The following is a 17,674-nucleotide window of genomic DNA, read 5'->3' on the forward strand; positions in this document are numbered from 1 at the left end:
GTGCGCAAGCGCGCATAGCGTCCGCCGGCCGGGGCGCCCGCCGGCAACAGCGCATCGGCGCATCGGCGCATCGCCACATCGGCGCATCAACTCATAGTCGGCGCTACTTGCTGTCCGCCTGCGCCTCAAACTTCTTCACCGTCTTGACCACCTGCTCGGCCAGCGGATTGGGAATCGCGATCGACAGTTGATAGTGTTCGATTTCTAGCCCGCCGCCGGCCGTCTGGTGGATCACGCCGCTGGCCTGGCAGATGCCCATCTGCGTGTGCAGCTGCTCGTCGAACCACGCGTACTGGCGGTCGGCCGACAGGTAGACGTGGCGCTTGATGACCGTGAAGGCCCACGCCTTGCCGCTGTCGAAATACGGCTTGGCCCAGACCTTGAAATCGTCCCGGTGCCACAGCTCGCTCTTGTCGGTGCCGATGAAGACGCCGTCGCTGGCGATCTTGTCGAAGTAGGCCGGGCGCGCATGGGCGGCGTCGTCGTGCCACTGGTCGACGAAGGCGTTGATGCGCGCCGTTAATTTGGTCTCGGCGGTGTCGGGGGCAGCGGCGGCAGTAGCGGCATCGGCGGCGTCGGCGGCGGTCGCGTTCTGGGCGCCGGCGCTCCAGCCGCACAGCGTCAGACACAAGGTGGCGAGGGCTTTTTTCATGGTCGTTGCGCGGGTCTCGAATGGCGGCGCGCCGCCGGAACGGGCAGAATACACCAACGCGATCCGGCCCGGTCCGGCTTGTTGGGTATAATCGTCGGATTGTCCGCGTCGGCCCGACGCCCCGCCTCTCTTCACACTAGAAAAAATACTCCTCATGGCCTCTTCCAACGATAACGTCAGCATGGCGCTGTTCTGCGACTTCGAAAACGTGGCGCTCGGCGTGCGCGACGCCAATTACGATAAGTTCGACATCAAGCCGGTGCTCGAACGCCTGCTGCTCAAGGGCAGCATCGTCGTCAAGAAGGCGTATTGCGACTGGGACCGCTACAAGGCCTTCAAGGCGCCCATGCACGAAGCGAACTTCGAGCTGATCGAAATCCCGCACGTGCGCCAGTCGGGCAAGAACTCGGCCGACATCCGCATGGTCGTCGACGCCCTCGACCTGTGCTACACCAAGTCGCACGTCGACACCTTCGTCATCATCTCCGGCGACTCCGACTTTTCGCCGCTGGTGTCCAAGCTGCGCGAGAACGCCAAGAAAGTGATCGGCGTCGGCGTCAAGCAGTCGACCTCGGACCTGCTGGTGGCCAACTGCGATGAATTCATCTTCTACGACGACCTGGTGCGCGAGAGCCGCCGCGCCGCCGCCAAGCGCGACCCGCGCGAAGCGACGTCCGCCCCCAAGCGCACGCCGGAAGAAGAAAGCAAGCGCCGCGCCGACATGGACCGCCGCCGCAGCGAAGCGGTCGACATCGCCGTCGGCACCTTCGATGCGCTCGTTTCCGAGCGCGGCGACAGCGGCAAGATCTGGGCCTCGGTGCTGAAGGAAGCGATCAAGCGCCGCAAGCCGGACTTCAGCGAATCCTATTACGGTTTCCGCACCTTCGGCAATTTGCTGGAAGAAGCCAAGGCGCGCGGCCTGCTCGAATTCGGCCGCGATGAAAAATCCGGCGCCTACGTGTTCCGCAGCAGCGGCCTGGTGCCGGTCGCGGGGCAGGGCGGCGATGGCCAGGATGCGATGGCGGCCGCCGAAATGCCGGAAGCGGGCCAGGAAGCGGCGCCGGACGCGCCGTCGGGCGCGCCGCAACACGCCCAGCCCAAATCGAAGTCGAATGCACGCAAGGAATTCCAGGCCGACGCCAAGGCGGAACCGCGCAAGGAATTCAAGGGCGAGGCCAAGGCCGACGGCCGCAAGGAGAGCAAGGACGGCAAGGATGGCAAGCGCGGTCGTGGCCGTGGCGGCCGCAGCGCCGCTGAACGCTTCGCCGACCGTAGCGCCGACCGCAACGCCGACCGTGGCGCCGACACCGGCCCCGTCAATCACCGCCGCATCGCCGACATCAAGGCCGACCAGCTGGCCTTCGCGGCCCGCCAGGCCGCCGCAGAAAACGACCACGACGACGACCACCACGACGCCGTCGCCGCGCAGCCGGCGCCGGTCGAAGCCCGCCAGGACGGCAAGTCCGATGCCAAGCAAGATGGCAAGCAAGAGCCGCGTCGCGGCCGTGGCCGTGGCGGCCGCAGCGCCGCCGAGCGCTACGCCGAACGCAACGCCGAGCGCGGCGCCGATGCCGACGTCGCTGCCGCGCCAGCGCCGGAAGCCGTCGCCACGCCGGCACCCGCAGCAGTGATGGCGCCGGTGGTGGCGCAGACCGAAGCGGGCGAGGGCGCGCAGGATACGCGTCGCGGACGCGGCAATCGTGGCAACCGCAAGACGAATGATCGTCATGCCGAGCCGGTCGCAACGCAGGAAGTGGCGGCCATGGCCGCACCGGCCATCGTCGTCGCCGACAGTGTCGCCGCCGCGCCGGCGCCGGTCAAAGCCAAGCGCGCCGCCAGCGCCAAGCCGGCCGCCAGCGCCGCACCGGCCGCACCGGCCGCGAAAAAAACCAGGACGGCAGCGGCGGGCAAGACCAAGGCCGCAGCGGCCGACATGGCCGCATCGGCTGACGTGGCCGGCGCGATCGTCGCACAAGCCGCAGCGGTCGCCGAGGAGTCGGCACCCGCCGCCAAGCCGGCTCGCAAGACGCCATCGCGCAGCAGCTTGCCGCGCAAGGTCAAGACCGCGCCAGCGACCGACGACTGACGACTGGTGGTGGAATCGGCGGCGTGGCCCGGGGTCCGACCCCGTGGCCGGCGCCGCCGGTGACTGCCCGCGTCCGTAGCTGCGGGGTCTGACCCACGGTCTCGACTCCGATTCACGCCAACGCAAGGCCATCCAAAAAGGCCGAACCGGAGCTTCCCCGCTCCGGCCCCCGCCTTCACGCCGCCGCTCCACCACCGCCGCCACGGCGCCGCATTGTCGGCCCGCCGCTTTGCTGCCATACTTCTAGTTTGAAAAACAATCTTGCTGCGGCGCCGACGCGGCCCGCCGGTGCGCGCATGCCTATCCTGTCCGAAATCACGCTCTACCCGATCAAATCCTGCGCCGGCATCGCGCTGCAAGTCGCGACGCTGACGCGCGAGGGCTTGATGACGCAGCAAATCTACGACCGCGAATGGATGGTGGTCGACGCCGCCGGCCACTGCCTGACCCAGCGCGAACACCCGCGCATGGCGCTCATCACGCCGCGCCTGCAAACGGGCACGCTGGAGCTGAGCGCGCCCGGCATGGAGCGCCTGTTGCTGGACCTGCGCCAGCCCGACCCGCAGCACGCGCCCACCATCATGACGCAGGTGTGGGACGACGCCGTGCTGGCCTACGATTGCGACGCCGCCACCGCCGCCTGGATCAGCGCCGCCGTCGGCGCGCCGTGCCGGCTGGTGCGCTTCCACGCGCACGCCGAGCGCAAGGTCAGCGAAAAATGGACCGCCGGCATCGCCGCCAGCACCCTGTTCTCGGACGGCTACCCGGTGCTGCTGGCGGGCGCCGCCTCGCTGGACGACCTCAACGAAAAACTGCGGCGCGCCGGCCGCGCTGCGCTGCCGATGAACCGCTTCCGCCCCAATCTCGTCATCGCCGGCATCGCCGCCTTCGAGGAGGATTACGTGGCCACCTTCCAGTTCGGCGACGCCACGCTGAAACCGGTCAAGCCCTGCCCGCGCTGCCCGATGCCGGCCGTCGACCAGGCCAGCGGCATCGTCGGCCCCGATCCCATGGACATCCTGCAAAGCTACCGCGCCAAGCCGGAACTGGGCGGCGCCATCTGCTTCGGCATGAATTGCATCGTCGCCGACGGTGCCGGCCAGCAACTGCGGGTCGGCCAGGAGATCGGCGTCGCGCTGGCGTTTTGAGACACCGGCTCATGCGGACATTCCCAAGCGCGCCAACTTGGCGTAATGTGATAACTGCCAGGCGCGCCTAAGCCGGACCCGCGGGCCGGCTCCATGACTGGCCTGCCGCAAGCCGTAACCGATGGAAGGGATGTATGACGCACACTGTCTCAGGCACACCGCCGCCCCATGCGGCACCCGGTGCGGCGCCGCTCGACCTGGCCGCCGAGAACCAGGCGCTGCGCGCGCGCATGGCCTACCTGCTCGAACAGGCCGAGCGCAACCACTCCATCATGGGCCGGCACCAGGCCTTCGACCTCGAAATCGTCGGCGCCTCCACGTTTCCCGAGCTGGTCGGCACCATCTTCCGCACCCTGCCCATCATCTCCGAGCTCGATAGCGTGACGCTGAGCCTGATCGACGACGGCGAGGATATCCGCACCGTCATGCTCAAGCTGGGCGTGGTGTTCGAAGAGTTCCCCGACCTGATCTTCGTCGACGACATCGACGAACTGGGCTTCGACCTGGGCCGTCGCAACGCCTATTCGCCGCAACCCAAGCCGCTGATGGGCATGTTCGACGCGCAGCGCCACGCGCGGCCCTTCCCGCGGCCGCCGGCCGGGCTGCAAAGCGTGGCGCTGGTGCCGCTGCTGCGCAACAAGCGCATCATCGGCAGCCTGAACCTGGGCAGCGTCGACCCGACCCGCTTCACGCCCAGCCTGGGCACCGACTTCATCGAGCACATGGCGTCCATCATCGCCATCTGCCTGGAAAACGTCATCAGCAACGAGATGCTGAAATACATCGGCCTGACCGATTCGCTGACCGGGGTCTACAACCGGCGCTATATCGACCGCCGCCTGCTCGAAGAAATCGGCCGCGCGCGGCGCCAGCGCTATCCGATCGCGGTCATGTATCTCGACATCGACCATTTCAAGCGCGTCAACGACACCGTCGGCCACCAGGGCGGCGACGAGGTGCTGCGCGAAGTGGCGCAGCGGATCAAGGCCGAACTGCGCGGGTCCGACGCGCTGGCGCGCTTTGGCGGCGAAGAGTTTGTCGTGCTGCTGATCGACGCCGATCTCGACAGCGCGGCCTTTGTCGCCGAGCGCATCCGCGCCAGCGTGGCCGGCGCGCTCATCAGCGTGACGCAGGTGACGCAGGTGTCGATCACGCTGTCGATCGGCGTCGCCTGCCTGGCGGCCGAGGGCGACGGCGAAAGTGAGGGCGACGCCGAGCCCATCGCGCGCACGCTGATCGCGCATGCCGACGAGGCGCTGTACCAGGCCAAGGAAACGGGACGCAACCGCGTCATCAGCTACCGCGCATAGCGCCGAACGCGCGCGCCACATCGGTGGGCTTAAACTCGGCGCCGCCGACCCCTGTTCGTGTCGTCGAAGTGGCGCAGCCGCTCACCACCAAGCTAGCGCAGCAGGCGCCCCTCGGCGCGCGCCACGGCGTCGGCGGCGCCGCGCAGCACCACCACGTCGCCCAGCTCCAGCCGCAGCGACGGCGTCACCTCCAGCGCGCCCTTGCCGCGCCGTATCGTCGTCACGTCGGCGCCGGCGCCGGCCACGTCGATCTCGCCGAGCAGCTTGCCGATGGCCGCCGCGCCGTCGTTCAGCGTTACCGAATGCAGCCGCACCAGGTCGGCCTCATCGCCGATGTCGCTGGCGCCGTGGAAGTAGCCGCGCAGCGACGCATAGCGCTCGTCGCGCGCCGCCTGCACCCGGTGCACCACGCGCCGCAGCGGCACGCCCAGCATCACCAGCGCGTGCGAGGCCAGCATCAGGCTGCCCTCCATCAGCTCCGGCACCACCTCCGCCGCGCCGGCCGCCTTCAACCGGTCCAGATCCGTGTCGTCATACGAGCGCACGATCACCGGCAGCGTCGGCGCCAGTTCGTGCACCAGGTGCAGCACCTTCAGCGCCGACGGCGTGCTGGCGTAGGTGATGACGACGGCGCTGGCCCGGTAGATGCCGGCGGCGATCAGGCTTTCGCGCCGCGCCGCGTCGCCGTAGGACACATTCGCGCCGGCCGTGCGCGCTTCCTGCACGCGCTCGGGGTCGAGGTCGAGCGCGTGGTAATCGATCTTTTCCTCGCTCAGCAAGGTCGCCAGGCTTTGCCCGCTGCGGCCGAAGCCGGCCACGATCACGTGCTTGTTGGTCGACATGGTGCGGCTGGCGATCCTGGTCAGCGCCAGCGACTGCATCATCCACTCGTTGCTCGACACCTTCATCACGATCTGGTCCGACTTGGCGATGATGAAGGGCGCGACCAGCATCGACAGCACCATCGACGCCAGCACCACCTGGATGATGAACGGGTCCATCAGCGCGATGCCGCCGGCCAGGTTGAGCAGCACGAAGCCGAACTCGCCGGCCTGGGCCAGCGCCAGCCCGGTGCGCATGGACACGCCGTCCGAGGCGCCGAACAGTTTCGCCAGGCCCGCGATCAGCGCGAACTTCAGCAGCACCGGCCCGGTCAGCAAAATCAGCACCAGCCACCAGTTTTCCAGCACCAGTCGCACGTTGAGCAACATGCCGACGGTGATGAAGAACAGCCCCAGCAACACGTCGCGGAACGGTTTGATGTCTTCCTCGACCTGGTGCTTGTATTCCGTTTCCGAGATCAGCATGCCGGCCACGAAGGCGCCCAGCGCCATCGACAGGCCGGCGCGCTCGGTGATCCAGGCCGCGCCCAGCGTCACCAGCAGCAGGTTCAGCATGAACAGTTCCTGCGAGCGGCGCTGCACCACGATCTTGAACCAGCCGCGCACCAGCTTCTGGCCGATGAACAGCAGCAGCACCAGCACGATGACGGCTTTCAGGCTGGCCCAGCCCAGCGTGACGAGCAGGGTGTCGGACGGTTGCGACAGCGCCGGGATCAGGATCAGCAGCGGCACCACGGCCAGGTCCTGGAACAGCAGGACGCCGATGATCTTGCGGCCATGCTCGCTTTCCAGTTCCAGCCGCTCCGTCAGCATCTTCGAGACGATGGCCGTCGACGACATCGCCAGCGCGCCGCCGAGCGCGAACGAGGCTTGCCAGCCCAGGTGCAGATGGGCCGGCAGCTGCGTGGCGACGACCCAGCCGAAGCCCATCGTCAGCGCGATCGTCATGCCGACCTGCGCCATGCCCAGGCCGAACACGATGCTGCGCATGGACATCAGCTTGGCCAGCGAGAACTCCAGGCCGATGGAGAACATCAGGAACACCACGCCGAATTCGGCCAGCGTGGCTGTGGCTTCGTTTTCGGCGGCCAGGCCCAGCGCGTGCGGGCCGATCAGGATGCCGACGGTGAGGTAGCCCAGCATCGGCGGCAGATGCATCATGCGGAAGGCGACCACGCCGAGCACCGCGCTGCCGAGCAGCAAAAGAGTCAGTTCAAGGGCGGAAAACATGGCGCTCCCATCGTCGTGGTCGGAAGGTGGTGGTGGCGCGGCGCCGGTCCGCAAGCGGGGGCGCAAGCGGTGCAGCAAGCCCGCTTGCCCGGCGGCTGCGCGGCCGGCGTGGCGCGACGTGCACTGTTTCTATGCTTTGTTATCCTTGGCAAGTTTTTTGCTTTCCCAATTCGGCTATACTTGGGGATGAGTGTAACCCATGAAAAACTTATGCTGAAAGCTTTTGACGCAAATACGGCGGCGCGCGCGCTGCGGCTGGCCCGCGAAACGCTGCAGATCGAAGCCGACGCCATCACCGCCCTGCATGCCCGCCTGGCCACCGACACCAGCGTCGGCGCCGCCATCGCGCTGCTGCTCAACTGCAAGGGCCGCGTGGTCGTGTCCGGCATCGGCAAGTCCGGCCACATCGCCCGCAAGATCGCCGCCACGCTGGCCTCGACCGGCACGCCGGCGCTGTTCGTGCACCCGGCCGAAGCGGCGCACGGCGACCTCGGCATGGTCACCCCGGACGACGCCTTCATCGCCATTTCCTATTCCGGCGAAAGCGCCGAGCTGATGGCCATCCTGCCGGTCGTCAAGCGCATGGGCAGCACCCTGATCTCGATGACGGGCAAGCCCAATTCCAGCCTGGCGCAACTGGCCGACGTCCACCTCGACGTCTCCGTGGCCAAGGAGGCGTGCACGCTGAACCTGGCGCCGACGGCCTCGACCACGGTGACGCTGGCGCTGGGCGACGCGCTGGCCGTCGCGCTGCTGGACCTGCGCGGCTTCAAGGAGGACGACTTCGCCCGCTCGCATCCGGGCGGCGCGCTGGGCCGGCGCCTGCTGACCCACGTGCGCGACGTCATGCGCAGCGGCGACGCCGTGCCCGCCGTGCCGGCCGACGCCCTGCTGACGGCGGCGCTGCTGGAAATCACGCAAAAGGGCATGGGCATGACCGCCATCGTCGACGCCGAGCACCGGCCGCTGGGCGTGTTCACGGACGGCGACCTGCGCCGCATGATCGAAAAAGTGCAGGACTTCAGCAAGGTCGTCATCCGCGACGTCATGCACGCCAACCCGCGTTCGATCGCGCCGGAAAAGCTGGCCGTCGACGCCGTCGCCGTGATGGAGCAGTTCCGCATCAACCAGATGCTGGTGGTCGACGCGGACGGCAAGCTGGTCGGCGCGCTCCACATCCACGACCTGACCCGCGCCAAGGTGATCTGATGATGCCGGCATACCCTATGAAGCGCGCGGGGCGATGATGGCCGGCCGCAAACGCACCGCCCACCTGTGGCGTTTATCGCTGACCATCACCGTCTTCGTGATGCTGGCCTTCGGCAGCTTCTGGCTGGTCGAGGTGGTCAACCATCACGGCCAGCAAATGCAGGCCGACAGCCACCGCGACGAGCCCGACTACATCATCCATAATTTCAGCATGGTGCGCCTGAGTAAAACGGGCCGGCCCAGCTACATCGTTTCCGGCGACAAGCTGACCCACCACCCGGCCGACGATTCGGCCGACATCGACAAGCCCATCGTGCGCGGCCTCGAGGGCGACACGCCGCCCATGCACATCCACGCCGAGCGCGCGCACGCGGACCAGAACAACAGCCGCATCAAGCTGATGGATAATGTCCACGTCGAACGCGAAGGCTCGGCCACGGCGCAGCCGCTGCAACTGAAGACGCAGGCGCTGACCGTGTTCCCCGACGATGAAACGATGGAGACCGACTTGCCGGTGGTGCTGACGGTGGGCGGCTCGGTGGCCAGCGGCGTGGGCATGAAGGCCAACAACACGACGCGCCAGATCCACATGGGCGGGCGCGGCCAGCTCGACCTGCCGCCGCGCGCGGCGGCGAAGCCGGCCGCGCCGCCACATTGACGGTGGCGGCGGCGCCATCATGCGAGCGGGCCGGGTCCGCATCCCAACACGCATCCCGACACGCATCACACCACACTACTGATTGAACGGAACTGCGATGAAAAAATATCTCCTGTCGGCCGCCTGGCTGATGATGACGGGCCTGGCCGGCCTGGCGCACGCCGAAAAAGCCGACTCCGACAAGCCGACCGAAATCAAGTACGACCAGGTCGACATCGACGACGTCAAGCAAATCCGCACCTTCACCGGCAACGTCGTGCTCACGCGCGGCACGCTGTTGATGAAGGCCGCCAAGGCGGTGCTGACGGTCGACCCGGAAAACTACCAATACGTGACGATGACGGCCGCCAACGGCGTGCCGGCCACCTTCCGCCAGAAGCGCGACGGCGCCGGCGACCAGTGGATAGAGGGCGAAGCCCAGCGCATCGAATACGACGGCAAGATCGAGCTGGTCAAGCTGTTCACCAACGCCAAGGTGCGCCGCCTGGAAGGGTCGCGCGTCAGCGACGAGGCGCAGAACGAATTCATTTCCTACGACAGCCGCAAGGAATTCTTCAGCCTGAAAAATTCCGTCACCGGCGAGAGCGTGCCCGGCAAGGGCCGCGGTTCGATGGTGATCCAGCCGGCGCTCAAGCCGACCGGCGCCGCGCCGGCCAAGGGCGCCGCGCCGGCCGCCGCGCCGGCCACGCCGGCCCCGGTGCCGATGCCCAATCCGGTGGGACAATAATATGGACGCACAATGCGGCAGCACCCTGATCGTGCGCGGTCTGCAAAAAACCTACGGCAAGCGCCAGGTCGTCCATGACGTGTCGCTGCAGGTCGAATGCGGCGAAGTGGTCGGCCTGCTGGGTCCCAACGGCGCCGGCAAGACCACCTCGTTTTACATGATCGTCGGCCTGGTGCCGTCGGACGCCGGCACCATCGACATCAGCGGCACCGACATCTCCAGCCTGCCCATCCACCGCCGCGCCGCGCTCGGCCTGTCCTACCTGCCGCAGGAAGCGTCGGTGTTCCGCAAGCTGACGGTGGAAGACAATATCCGCGCCGTGCTGGAAATCCAGCAGGTGGACGGCAAGCCCATGTCGAAGCCGCAAATCCAGGAACGGCTCGACACCCTGCTGGCCGAACTGCAAATCGAAAAACTGCGCGACAACCAGGCGCTGTCGCTGTCGGGCGGCGAGCGCCGCCGCGTCGAAATCGCCCGCGCGCTGGCCACCAACCCGCGCTTCGTGCTGCTCGACGAACCGTTCGCCGGGGTCGACCCGATCGCCGTCATCGAGATCCAGCGCATCGTGCGCTTCCTCAAGGAACGCGGGATCGGCGTGCTCATCACCGACCACAATGTCCGCGAGACGCTGGGCATCTGCGACCGCGCTTACATCATCAACCAGGGCACGGTATTGGCGTCAGGCCGGCCAGACGACATCATCGCCAACGAATCGGTGCGTCGCGTGTATCTGGGCGAACACTTCCGCATGTGATCCATGAAACAGTCCTTGCAACTGCGCACGTCGCAGCACCTGGCGTTGACGCCGCAACTGCAGCAGTCGATACGGCTGCTGCAATTGTCGACGCTGGAGCTGCACCAGGAGCTGGAACAGCTGCTGACCGATAACCCGCTGCTCGAGCGGCTCGACGATCCGCTCGACCACTCGCTGCGGCTGCTGGCCGACGGCGCCATCAGCCAGCACAGCGTGAGCGGCGAGGCGCCGCCGGAAGGGCCGCCGCAGCAGCCGGCCGAGGCCGCCGCGTCCGCCGAGGAGGCGCCGTTCGACCAGCCGGCCGACACCGAAAGCAGCAGCGCCGACGCCGACGTCGACTGGAGCGACGCCGGCCGCAGCAAGGCCCCCGACGACGAGGACGCGCGCCCGCAGCTCGAGGCCAGCGCCTGCACGCTGCGCGAACACTTGATGGAGCAGATGCGCGTCACCGTGCACGAGGCGCGCGACCGCGCCCTGGTCGAACTGATCGTCGACGCCCTCGACGAGAACGGCTATCTGGAGGAGCCGCTGGAAGACATCTACGCGCGCATCCCGGCCGAACTGGAAATCGACGTGGAGGAATTGCAGACCGCCTTGTCGCTGCTGCAAAGTTTCGACCCGGCCGGCGTCGGCGCCCGCAGCGCGTCCGAATGCCTGGCGCTGCAAATCCGCCGCCTGCCGCAGATCGCCATGGTGACGCGCCGCATGGCCTTGCTGATCGTCGAAAACCATTTGACCTGGTTCGCCCAGCGCGACTTCAACAAGCTGAAAAAAGCGCTGTTGTGCGACGACGAGGATTTGCGCGAGGCGCAGACCGTGATCCGCCTGTGCAATCCGCACCCGGGTTCGGCCTTCGCGTCGGACGCCTCGGACTACGTGGTGCCGGACGTGATCGTCAAGAAGGCGCGCGGCGGCTGGCAGGTCAGCCTGAACAACGACGTCATGCCGCGCCTGCGCGTGAACGCCATGTACGCCAACCTGCTCAAACAGGGCAAGGGCGAGGGCGCGATGGGCGCGCAGCTGCAGGAAGCGAAGTGGCTGATTAAAAATATGCGCCAGCGTTTCGACACGATTTTGCGCGTGGCGCAGGCGATAGTAGAAAGACAAAAGAACTTTTTCTCGCACGGCGCCGTTGCGATGCGGCCCCTTGTGCTCCGCGAAATAGCTGATACACTGGGTTTACACGAAAGTACTATTTCTCGTGTAACAACTCAAAAATACATGCTGACGCCGCATGGCATGTTCGAGTTGAAGTACTTCTTTGGCAGCCACGTCGCCACCGAAGCAGGGGGGGAAGCCTCTTCGACGGCGATCCGTGCGCTGATTGTGCAACTCACAGGAGCAGAAGACCTTAAAAATCCTTTATCCGACAGTAAGATTGCGGACATGCTGGGAGAACAGGGGATGGTCATTGCGCGACGCACCGTCGCCAAATACCGCGAAGCCCTCAAGATCCCGCCAGTCAGTCTCCGCAAGTCTTTGTAGCTGAATTTATCTGGTTCCTGCGCGCCCGGCGGCAAAGGGCAACGCACTAACCGCAAGCGACATTATCTTTAGGAGTGTGTATGAATCTCACCATCAGTGGACATCATCTCGAAGTGACCTCGGCAATCCGTGAATATGTGCAAAATAAACTGGAACGCGTCACCCGCCACTTTGATCAAGTGATTGATATTGCTGTCATCCTGACCGTAGATAACCTTAAAGAGAAAGAGAAACGCCAGAAGGCCGAAATCAATTTGCGCATGTCCGGCAAGACGGTGTATGTGGAAAGCCTGTCGCAAGACCTGTACGCCGCGATCGACACCCTGATCGACAAACTCGACCGCCAGGTCATGAAGTACAAAAACAAAGTCCAGGAACACGGCCACGACGCGATCAAGCATCTGCCGGACACCTTCGAACCCGCTGCCGCCCCCCTATAACAACGGCCCCGGCACCATCAAACAAAGGGCGCGCACGGCGCCCTTTTTTGCGGCCGTCGGTTTGGTATAAACGATATAAACGGTATAAATAATATGGGTCGATTCGGCGTCGAGATTCGGCCGCGCCGGCGTTGCGGTCCCGGTGCCGCGGCCGCGGTGTCGACGTCAGCGGATCAGCCGCGCACCGGCGCGCTGCGCGCCATGCACTCCGCGAACAGCGCCATATCGATATTGCCGCCGCTGACGATCACGCCGACTTTTTTCCCGGCCACGTCGACCACCTTGTTCATCACCGCCGCCGCCGCCAGCGCGCCGGCGCCCTCGACCACCATCTTCATGCGCTCGGCGAAGAAGCGGATCTGCGCCCGCAGCTGGTCGTCGCTGACGGTGACGATATCGTGCACGTGCGCCTGCAAAATCGGCAGCACCAGCTTGCCGATATGCTGCGTCTGCGCGCCGTCGGCGATGGTGGCCGGCACCTCGATGTGGACGATCTGGCCGCTGCGCAGCGAGCGTTGCGCGTCGTTGCCCGCCTCCGGCTCGACGCCGATGACGACGCAGCCCGGCGACCAATGCGCGGCCGCGATCGCGCTGCCCGACAGCAGTCCGCCGCCGCCGGTGCAGACGAACAGATAGTCGAGCGGACCGACTTCCTCGATCAGCTCCTTGACCACCGTGCCCTGGCCGGCGATGACGTCGGCGTGGTCGTAGGCGGGAATCACGGCCAGGCCGCGCTCCTGTCCCAGCCTGGCGGCGATCACTTCGCGGTCTTCCTGCTGGCGGTCGTAGAGTATGACTTCGGCGCCGTATTCGCGCGTCGCGGCCAGCTTCATCGCCGGCGCGTCGCTGGGCATGACGATGGTCACCTTCACGCCCAGCATGCGCGCCGCCAGCGCCATGCCCTGCGCGTGATTGCCCGATGAGAAAGCGACCACGCCGCGCTGTTTCTGCTGGTCCGACAGGCAGCTGATGGCGTTGTAGGCGCCGCGGAATTTGAAGGCGCCCACGCGCTGATAGTTCTCGCACTTGAAGAACAGCTGCGCGCCGCTGATGTCGTCGGCCTGGCGCGACGTCAGCACCGGCGTGCGGTGGGCGACGCCCTCAAGCCGGCGCGCGGCGGCGTCGATATCGGCGTAGTTCACGGCGAGGGTGGTGGCGGTCATGGCGGAGTCCTTAATGTGGTCGGAACAGGGGCTGAAGTCAGTCACGGAGTGTGCCCGCTGCGCCGCGCGACCGCAAGCTTGCCCCCTCGCCGCGCAGGGTTAAGCCAAGACCTGGTGGCAGATACGCTTGAGTTTCATGGCCGCAGTCGGCGTCTTCACGCGGGTATCTGACCCCGGTGCCAGCGGCCACCTCAGGACTGCTCGCGGTGCCGCAGCACGACCCGTTCATTGGCGTGGAAATACTGCGCCAGCCGTTCGGCCATGTACACCGAGCGGTGCTGGCCGCCGGTGCAGCCCAGCGCCACGGTCAGATAGCTGCGGTTATCGGTCTTGAACGACGGCAGCCATTTTTCGATGAAGGCGCGGATATCGTTGAGCAGTTCGAGCGCGTCCGGCTGGGCGTCGAGGAAGGCGATCACCGGCGCGTCGCGTCCGGTCAGCGGCCGCAGCGCCAGGTCGTAATAGGGATTCGGCAGCGCCCGCACATCGAACACGAAATCGGCGTCGAGCGGCACGCCGAGCTTGAACGCGAACGACTCGAAGAACAGCGTCAGCGGCGCCCGTTCAATCGCCACCAAGTCCTTGATCCAGCCGCGCAGCTTGTTGGCGCTCAGTTCCGAGGTGTCGATCACGTGGCCCAGCTTCTCGATCGCCGCCAGCCGCTCGCGCTCTTCCATGATGCATTCGATCAGCGTGCGGCGCGCGGCCGGATTCTGCCCCGGCCGCATTTCATGCGACAGCGGATGGCTGCGCCGCGTTTCGGAAAAGCGCGCCACCAGCGAGTGCGTGTTCGCGGTCAGGAACATGACCTTGACGTCGTGGCCCTGGCTGCGCAGCAGCTTGACGTCGGCCGGCAGCGTGGCCAGCGATTCGGCGCTGCGCGCGTCGACGGCGACGGCCAGCGCCTCGGTGCCTTCAGCCAGCACCGTGGTGACGAGGCTGGCCAGGAGCGCGGGCGGCAGATTGTCGACGCAGTAGTAGCCCGTGTCTTCGAGGACGTTGAGCGCGACCGATTTGCCGGAGCCGGAGATGCCGGTGATAAGAACGATATGCATAACTAGATGATACCGTAACAAGACGGCATGCGGTTGACGCGCGATGTATCAGGCCATGCCCGATGCCTGCCCCGCTGAAGGAAGCCTTATTCCATATGGCTTCCTTTTGTGCATGGGTGGGTGTGTTTTAATCGCCGCTCATGGCCTGACGCTGGCGTTCCATGAATTCCTGCAGCGTGTCGATGCCGCGCAGCTGCAAAATGGTGTTGCGCACGGCCGCCTCCAGCAGCACCGCGATGTTGCGGCCGGCCGCCACCGGGATCACCACCTTGCGGATCGGCAGGCCCAGCACGTCCTCGGTCGGGAACTGGAACGGCAGCCGTTCGACTTCCTCCTCCAGCGCGCTGCGCCGCACCAGGTGCACGATCAGCTTCAGGCGCATTTTGCGCCGCACGGCCGTCTCGCCGAAGATGGCCTTGATGTCCAGCAGTCCCAGGCCGCGCACTTCCAGCAGGTTTTGCAGCAGCGTCGGGCAGCGGCCTTCGATCATGTTCGGCGCGATGCGCGAGAACTCGACGGCGTCGTCGGCCACTAGGCCGTGGCTGCGCGAAATCAGTTCCAGGCCCAGTTCGCTTTTGCCCAGGCCCGAGTCGCCGGTGATGAGCACGCCCACCCCCAGCACGTCCATGAACACGCCGTGCATGATGATGCGCTGCGCCAGCTTCTTCGACAGGTAGACGCGCAAGAAGTCGATCACCTGCGCGGCCGGCAGCGGCGTCGAGAACAGCGGGATGTTTTTGTCGTCGCAGATGGCGAGGATGTCGGGCGGCGTCTCCAGGCCCTGGGCGACGATCAGCGCCGGCGGTCCGCCCGCGATCAGCTCGCCGATGACGTGGGTGCGCGTCAACGATTTCAGGCGCTGGTAGTAATTGATTTCCTGGTGCCCGAAGACCTGGATGCGGCCCGGGTGGATGGTGTTCAGGTGGCCGACCTGGTCGGCGGCGGAGGAAACGTCGCCGGAAATGAGGCGCTCGCCGCCGGGGAAGCCGGCGAACCAGCCGAGCTGCAAACTTTCGCGATTATCGTCGTACAGTCTTTGTATCGTCAGCGGCGTTTGCAACATGGGCGGTCATCAGTCAAGAGGGAGAGGCCTTAGTGTACCCCAAGGCCCTCGCGGCCGCCGAAGTTTAGCCGGCCGCCTGCAGGCTGGGCAGCCAGTTGACGATGCGCGCGTGCACCGACTTCGGATCGGGATCGGTCGACAGCGCTGTGCGGAAGGCGTCGTCGGAAAACATCTCGGCGATTTCGGACAGGATTTCCAGGTGCTGCTGGGTCAAGTGGTCGGGGATCAGCAGGAAGAACAGCAGGTTGACCGGCTTGCCGTCGGGCGATTCGAAGGGAATCGGCTCGACCAGGCGCACGAAGGCGGCCAGCGGCGATTTCAGGCTTTTCATGCCCTTGATGCGCCCGTGCGGCACGGCCACGCCGTGGCCCAGGCCCGTCGAGCCCAGCCGTTCGCGGGCGAACAGATTGTCCGACACGGTGGAGCGGGCGATGCCGCAATTGTTTTCGAAAATCAGGCCGGCTTGCTCGAAGGCGCGCTTTTTGCTCGACACTTCCAGATCGAGCAGGACATTTTCAAGTGAGAGTATTTTGCTGAGGTTGTTCATAACGCGACATGAAATGGTGCGACGCACAAAGGTGGCTTGCGAGCAGAATTATAGGCTTGTTTGCGCGCCGTGTAACATGAATTCGCTTGCCCGCGCAGCCACGTTGCGTTCCATCACGGGCCCGCACGGGCGGCGGGACTTGTTGTGAAAAATATACTGGGTGGACGATACGCTATTTCCACGTCGAAAAGGCGAAATTTGCCGTTTTTTTCGCCGCCAGCCCCGTTTTATACCGATTTTTTACCGTTTCCACGGCAACTTTCGCGGCGCGGGCACAGCTCCATCATACGCCTGTCGTTATTGTCCGACTGTAAAAGATGACCGCGTGCGCGCCTTATTGACGGGCGCCGCGCAAATTCGGCGGCCGGGTGGCGGTGCTGAAGTTGCTGCGCCAGGGATTGATGTCGAGTCCGCCGCGCCGCGTGTAGCGCGCGTAGACGGCCAGCTGCTGCGGCGCGCACTGGCGCAGGATGTCGGTGAAGATGCGCTCGACGCACTGTTCGTGGAACTCGTTGTGCTCGCGGAAGCCGATCAGGTAGCGCAGCAGGCTTTCCTGGTCGATTTGCGGCCCGGCGTAGTGGATCTGCACGCTGGCCCAGTCGGGCTGACCGGTGACCAGGCAGTTCGACTTGAGCAGGTGGGACAGCAGTTTTTCTTCGACCGGTGCCTCGTCGTGGTTGGCGCGCAGCAGTTCTGGGGCGGGATTGTAGCTGTCGACGTCGATGTCGAGGCGGTCCAGCGACACGCCGTCGAGCTCGCCCATTTTCAGCTGGCCGAAGTCGTCCGGCAGCGTCAGCGTGATGTGGACGTTAGCGCCGAAGCCGGCCGACAGGTCCTGCAACAGCAGCGCCTTGAGCGCGTCGACGCTGGCCAGGCGGGTCTGGTTGTAGGAGTTCAGGTAGAGCTTGAACGATTTCGATTCGACGATGTTGGGCGAGTCGGCCGGCACGGTGATGCGGGCGATCGCCACCTGCGGCTTGCCGCGCAGGTTCAGCCACGAGATTTCGTAGGCGTTCCAGATGTCGACGCCGAAGAAAGGCAGGGTGCCGGACAGGCCCAGCTCGTCGCGCTTGCCCTGGCGCGCGATCGGAAACAGCAGCTCCGGCGCGTAATCGGTGCGGTAGGCGGAGGTTTTCCCCAGCGGGGACAGGTCGACGGAGTTGGACATGATGGTGAGCGTTGAGTCGGCAAAGGCGCATGGTAGCGCAGATTGGCGCGCGCGGCTGGCGGCTGGCGTGACTCTGGCGCCGCGGACACACGGCGGCAGAGCATAGTTTCGTGGACCCGGGGTCAGACCACAGTTTC

At 65.9% G+C, this 17,674-nt stretch carries 16 protein-coding genes; 9 read left to right on the forward strand and 7 right to left on the reverse strand.

From position 1 onward, the window contains the following. Positions 1–103: 103 nt before the first annotated feature. Positions 104–652 carry a nuclear transport factor 2 family protein gene (locus Q0S71_RS12895; protein ID WP_295996008.1) on the reverse strand — a complete coding sequence of 183 codons (549 nt, stop codon included), beginning with the start codon at positions 650–652 and terminating at the stop codon, positions 104–106. Positions 653–806: 154 nt separating this feature from the next. Between Q0S71_RS12895 and Q0S71_RS12900 the strand changes: the two genes are divergently transcribed. From Q0S71_RS12900 to Q0S71_RS12910, 3 genes are all read left to right on the forward strand, one after another. Continuing rightward, positions 807–2,738, forward strand: coding sequence for an NYN domain-containing protein (locus tag Q0S71_RS12900; protein ID WP_295996011.1), 1,932 nt, complete (start codon positions 807–809; stop codon positions 2,736–2,738). Between the two features lie 296 nt (positions 2,739–3,034). Then, positions 3,035–3,886: an MOSC N-terminal beta barrel domain-containing protein gene (locus tag Q0S71_RS12905; RefSeq protein WP_295996014.1), complete on the forward strand. Its 852-nt coding sequence runs from the start codon at positions 3,035–3,037 to the stop codon at positions 3,884–3,886. Between the two features lie 134 nt (positions 3,887–4,020). Then, positions 4,021–5,196: a DUF484 family protein gene (locus tag Q0S71_RS12910; protein WP_295996016.1), complete on the forward strand. Its 1,176-nt coding sequence runs from the start codon at positions 4,021–4,023 to the stop codon at positions 5,194–5,196. A gap of 92 nt (positions 5,197–5,288) precedes the next feature. Here the strand turns inward: Q0S71_RS12910 and Q0S71_RS12915 are convergent, their stop codons facing one another. Then, on the reverse strand, positions 5,289–7,268 hold the full coding sequence (locus Q0S71_RS12915) for a monovalent cation:proton antiporter family protein (protein ID WP_295996019.1): 1,980 nt from the start codon (positions 7,266–7,268) through the stop codon (positions 5,289–5,291). Positions 7,269–7,478: 210 nt separating this feature from the next. Here Q0S71_RS12915 and Q0S71_RS12920 point away from each other — a divergent pair, with 210 nt between their 5' ends. The 6 genes from Q0S71_RS12920 (at position 7,479) to raiA (ending at position 12,541) form a co-directional block, all read left to right on the forward strand. Continuing rightward, positions 7,479–8,477: a KpsF/GutQ family sugar-phosphate isomerase gene (locus tag Q0S71_RS12920; RefSeq protein ID WP_295996023.1), complete on the forward strand. Its 999-nt coding sequence runs from the start codon at positions 7,479–7,481 to the stop codon at positions 8,475–8,477. Positions 8,478–8,514: 37 nt separating this feature from the next. Beyond that, a complete protein-coding gene (lptC, locus tag Q0S71_RS12925) occupies positions 8,515–9,135 on the forward strand; it encodes an LPS export ABC transporter periplasmic protein LptC (RefSeq protein WP_295996026.1) in 621 nt (206 codons plus the stop codon). Between the two features lie 97 nt (positions 9,136–9,232). Next, on the forward strand, positions 9,233–9,862 hold the full coding sequence (gene lptA, locus Q0S71_RS12930; RefSeq protein ID WP_295996029.1) for a lipopolysaccharide transport periplasmic protein LptA: 630 nt from the start codon (positions 9,233–9,235) through the stop codon (positions 9,860–9,862). A 1-nt stretch (position 9,863) separates the two neighbouring features. Next, positions 9,864–10,616, forward strand: coding sequence for an LPS export ABC transporter ATP-binding protein (lptB, locus tag Q0S71_RS12935; RefSeq protein ID WP_295996031.1), 753 nt, complete (start codon positions 9,864–9,866; stop codon positions 10,614–10,616). Between the two features lie 3 nt (positions 10,617–10,619). Further along, positions 10,620–12,101 (forward strand): RNA polymerase factor sigma-54, encoded by a 1,482-nt coding sequence (locus Q0S71_RS12940; protein WP_295996036.1) that lies wholly within the window; start codon positions 10,620–10,622, stop codon positions 12,099–12,101. Positions 12,102–12,181: 80 nt separating this feature from the next. Further along, entirely contained in the window at positions 12,182–12,541 is a 360-nt protein-coding gene (raiA, locus tag Q0S71_RS12945) for a ribosome-associated translation inhibitor RaiA (RefSeq protein ID WP_295996037.1), read from the forward strand. A 173-nt stretch (positions 12,542–12,714) separates the two neighbouring features. On the opposite strand, the gene Q0S71_RS12950 is transcribed toward raiA, so the two are convergent. From Q0S71_RS12950 to queF, 5 genes are all read right to left on the reverse strand, one after another. Further along, positions 12,715–13,704, reverse strand: coding sequence for a threo-3-hydroxy-L-aspartate ammonia-lyase (locus Q0S71_RS12950; protein WP_295996039.1), 990 nt, complete (start codon positions 13,702–13,704; stop codon positions 12,715–12,717). Positions 13,705–13,895: 191 nt separating this feature from the next. Beyond that, positions 13,896–14,759, reverse strand: a complete 864-nt coding sequence (gene rapZ / locus Q0S71_RS12955) for an RNase adapter RapZ (RefSeq protein WP_295996042.1) — start codon at positions 14,757–14,759, stop codon at positions 13,896–13,898. Positions 14,760–14,886: 127 nt separating this feature from the next. After that, positions 14,887–15,822, reverse strand: coding sequence for an HPr(Ser) kinase/phosphatase (hprK, locus tag Q0S71_RS12960; RefSeq protein ID WP_295996044.1), 936 nt, complete (start codon positions 15,820–15,822; stop codon positions 14,887–14,889). A 64-nt stretch (positions 15,823–15,886) separates the two neighbouring features. Then, the gene (locus Q0S71_RS12965) at positions 15,887–16,369 is read right to left on the reverse strand and encodes a PTS sugar transporter subunit IIA (RefSeq protein ID WP_295996046.1); all 483 of its coding nucleotides are present in this window, start codon (positions 16,367–16,369) and stop codon (positions 15,887–15,889) included. Between the two features lie 334 nt (positions 16,370–16,703). Beyond that, positions 16,704–17,537 (reverse strand): NADPH-dependent 7-cyano-7-deazaguanine reductase QueF, encoded by an 834-nt coding sequence (gene queF / locus Q0S71_RS12970; protein WP_295996050.1) that lies wholly within the window; start codon positions 17,535–17,537, stop codon positions 16,704–16,706. Positions 17,538–17,674 lie beyond the last annotated feature (137 nt).

The organism is Rugamonas sp., from assembly GCF_025354735.1.
In the GTDB taxonomy this organism is placed as follows: domain Bacteria; phylum Pseudomonadota; class Gammaproteobacteria; order Burkholderiales; family Burkholderiaceae_D; genus Rugamonas.

Coding starts and splice junctions, on each gene's coding strand:
- lptB (WP_295996031.1), top strand. CDS start 9,864: ATGGACGCACAATGCGGCAGCACCCTGATCGTGCGCGGTCTGCAAAAA.
- lptA (WP_295996029.1), top strand. CDS start 9,233: ATGAAAAAATATCTCCTGTCGGCCGCCTGGCTGATGATGACGGGCCTG.
- Q0S71_RS12910 (WP_295996016.1), top strand. CDS start 4,021: ATGACGCACACTGTCTCAGGCACACCGCCGCCCCATGCGGCACCCGGT.
- Q0S71_RS12920 (WP_295996023.1), top strand. CDS start 7,479: ATGCTGAAAGCTTTTGACGCAAATACGGCGGCGCGCGCGCTGCGGCTG.
- Q0S71_RS12895 (WP_295996008.1), bottom strand. CDS start 652: ATGAAAAAAGCCCTCGCCACCTTGTGTCTGACGCTGTGCGGCTGGAGC.
- Q0S71_RS12965 (WP_295996046.1), bottom strand. CDS start 16,369: ATGAACAACCTCAGCAAAATACTCTCACTTGAAAATGTCCTGCTCGAT.
- queF (WP_295996050.1), bottom strand. CDS start 17,537: ATGTCCAACTCCGTCGACCTGTCCCCGCTGGGGAAAACCTCCGCCTAC.
- Q0S71_RS12900 (WP_295996011.1), top strand. CDS start 807: ATGGCCTCTTCCAACGATAACGTCAGCATGGCGCTGTTCTGCGACTTC.
- Q0S71_RS12905 (WP_295996014.1), top strand. CDS start 3,035: ATGCCTATCCTGTCCGAAATCACGCTCTACCCGATCAAATCCTGCGCC.
- lptC (WP_295996026.1), top strand. CDS start 8,515: ATGGCCGGCCGCAAACGCACCGCCCACCTGTGGCGTTTATCGCTGACC.
- rapZ (WP_295996042.1), bottom strand. CDS start 14,759: ATGCATATCGTTCTTATCACCGGCATCTCCGGCTCCGGCAAATCGGTC.
- hprK (WP_295996044.1), bottom strand. CDS start 15,822: ATGTTGCAAACGCCGCTGACGATACAAAGACTGTACGACGATAATCGC.
- Q0S71_RS12940 (WP_295996036.1), top strand. CDS start 10,620: ATGAAACAGTCCTTGCAACTGCGCACGTCGCAGCACCTGGCGTTGACG.
- raiA (WP_295996037.1), top strand. CDS start 12,182: ATGAATCTCACCATCAGTGGACATCATCTCGAAGTGACCTCGGCAATC.
- Q0S71_RS12950 (WP_295996039.1), bottom strand. CDS start 13,704: ATGACCGCCACCACCCTCGCCGTGAACTACGCCGATATCGACGCCGCC.
- Q0S71_RS12915 (WP_295996019.1), bottom strand. CDS start 7,268: ATGTTTTCCGCCCTTGAACTGACTCTTTTGCTGCTCGGCAGCGCGGTG.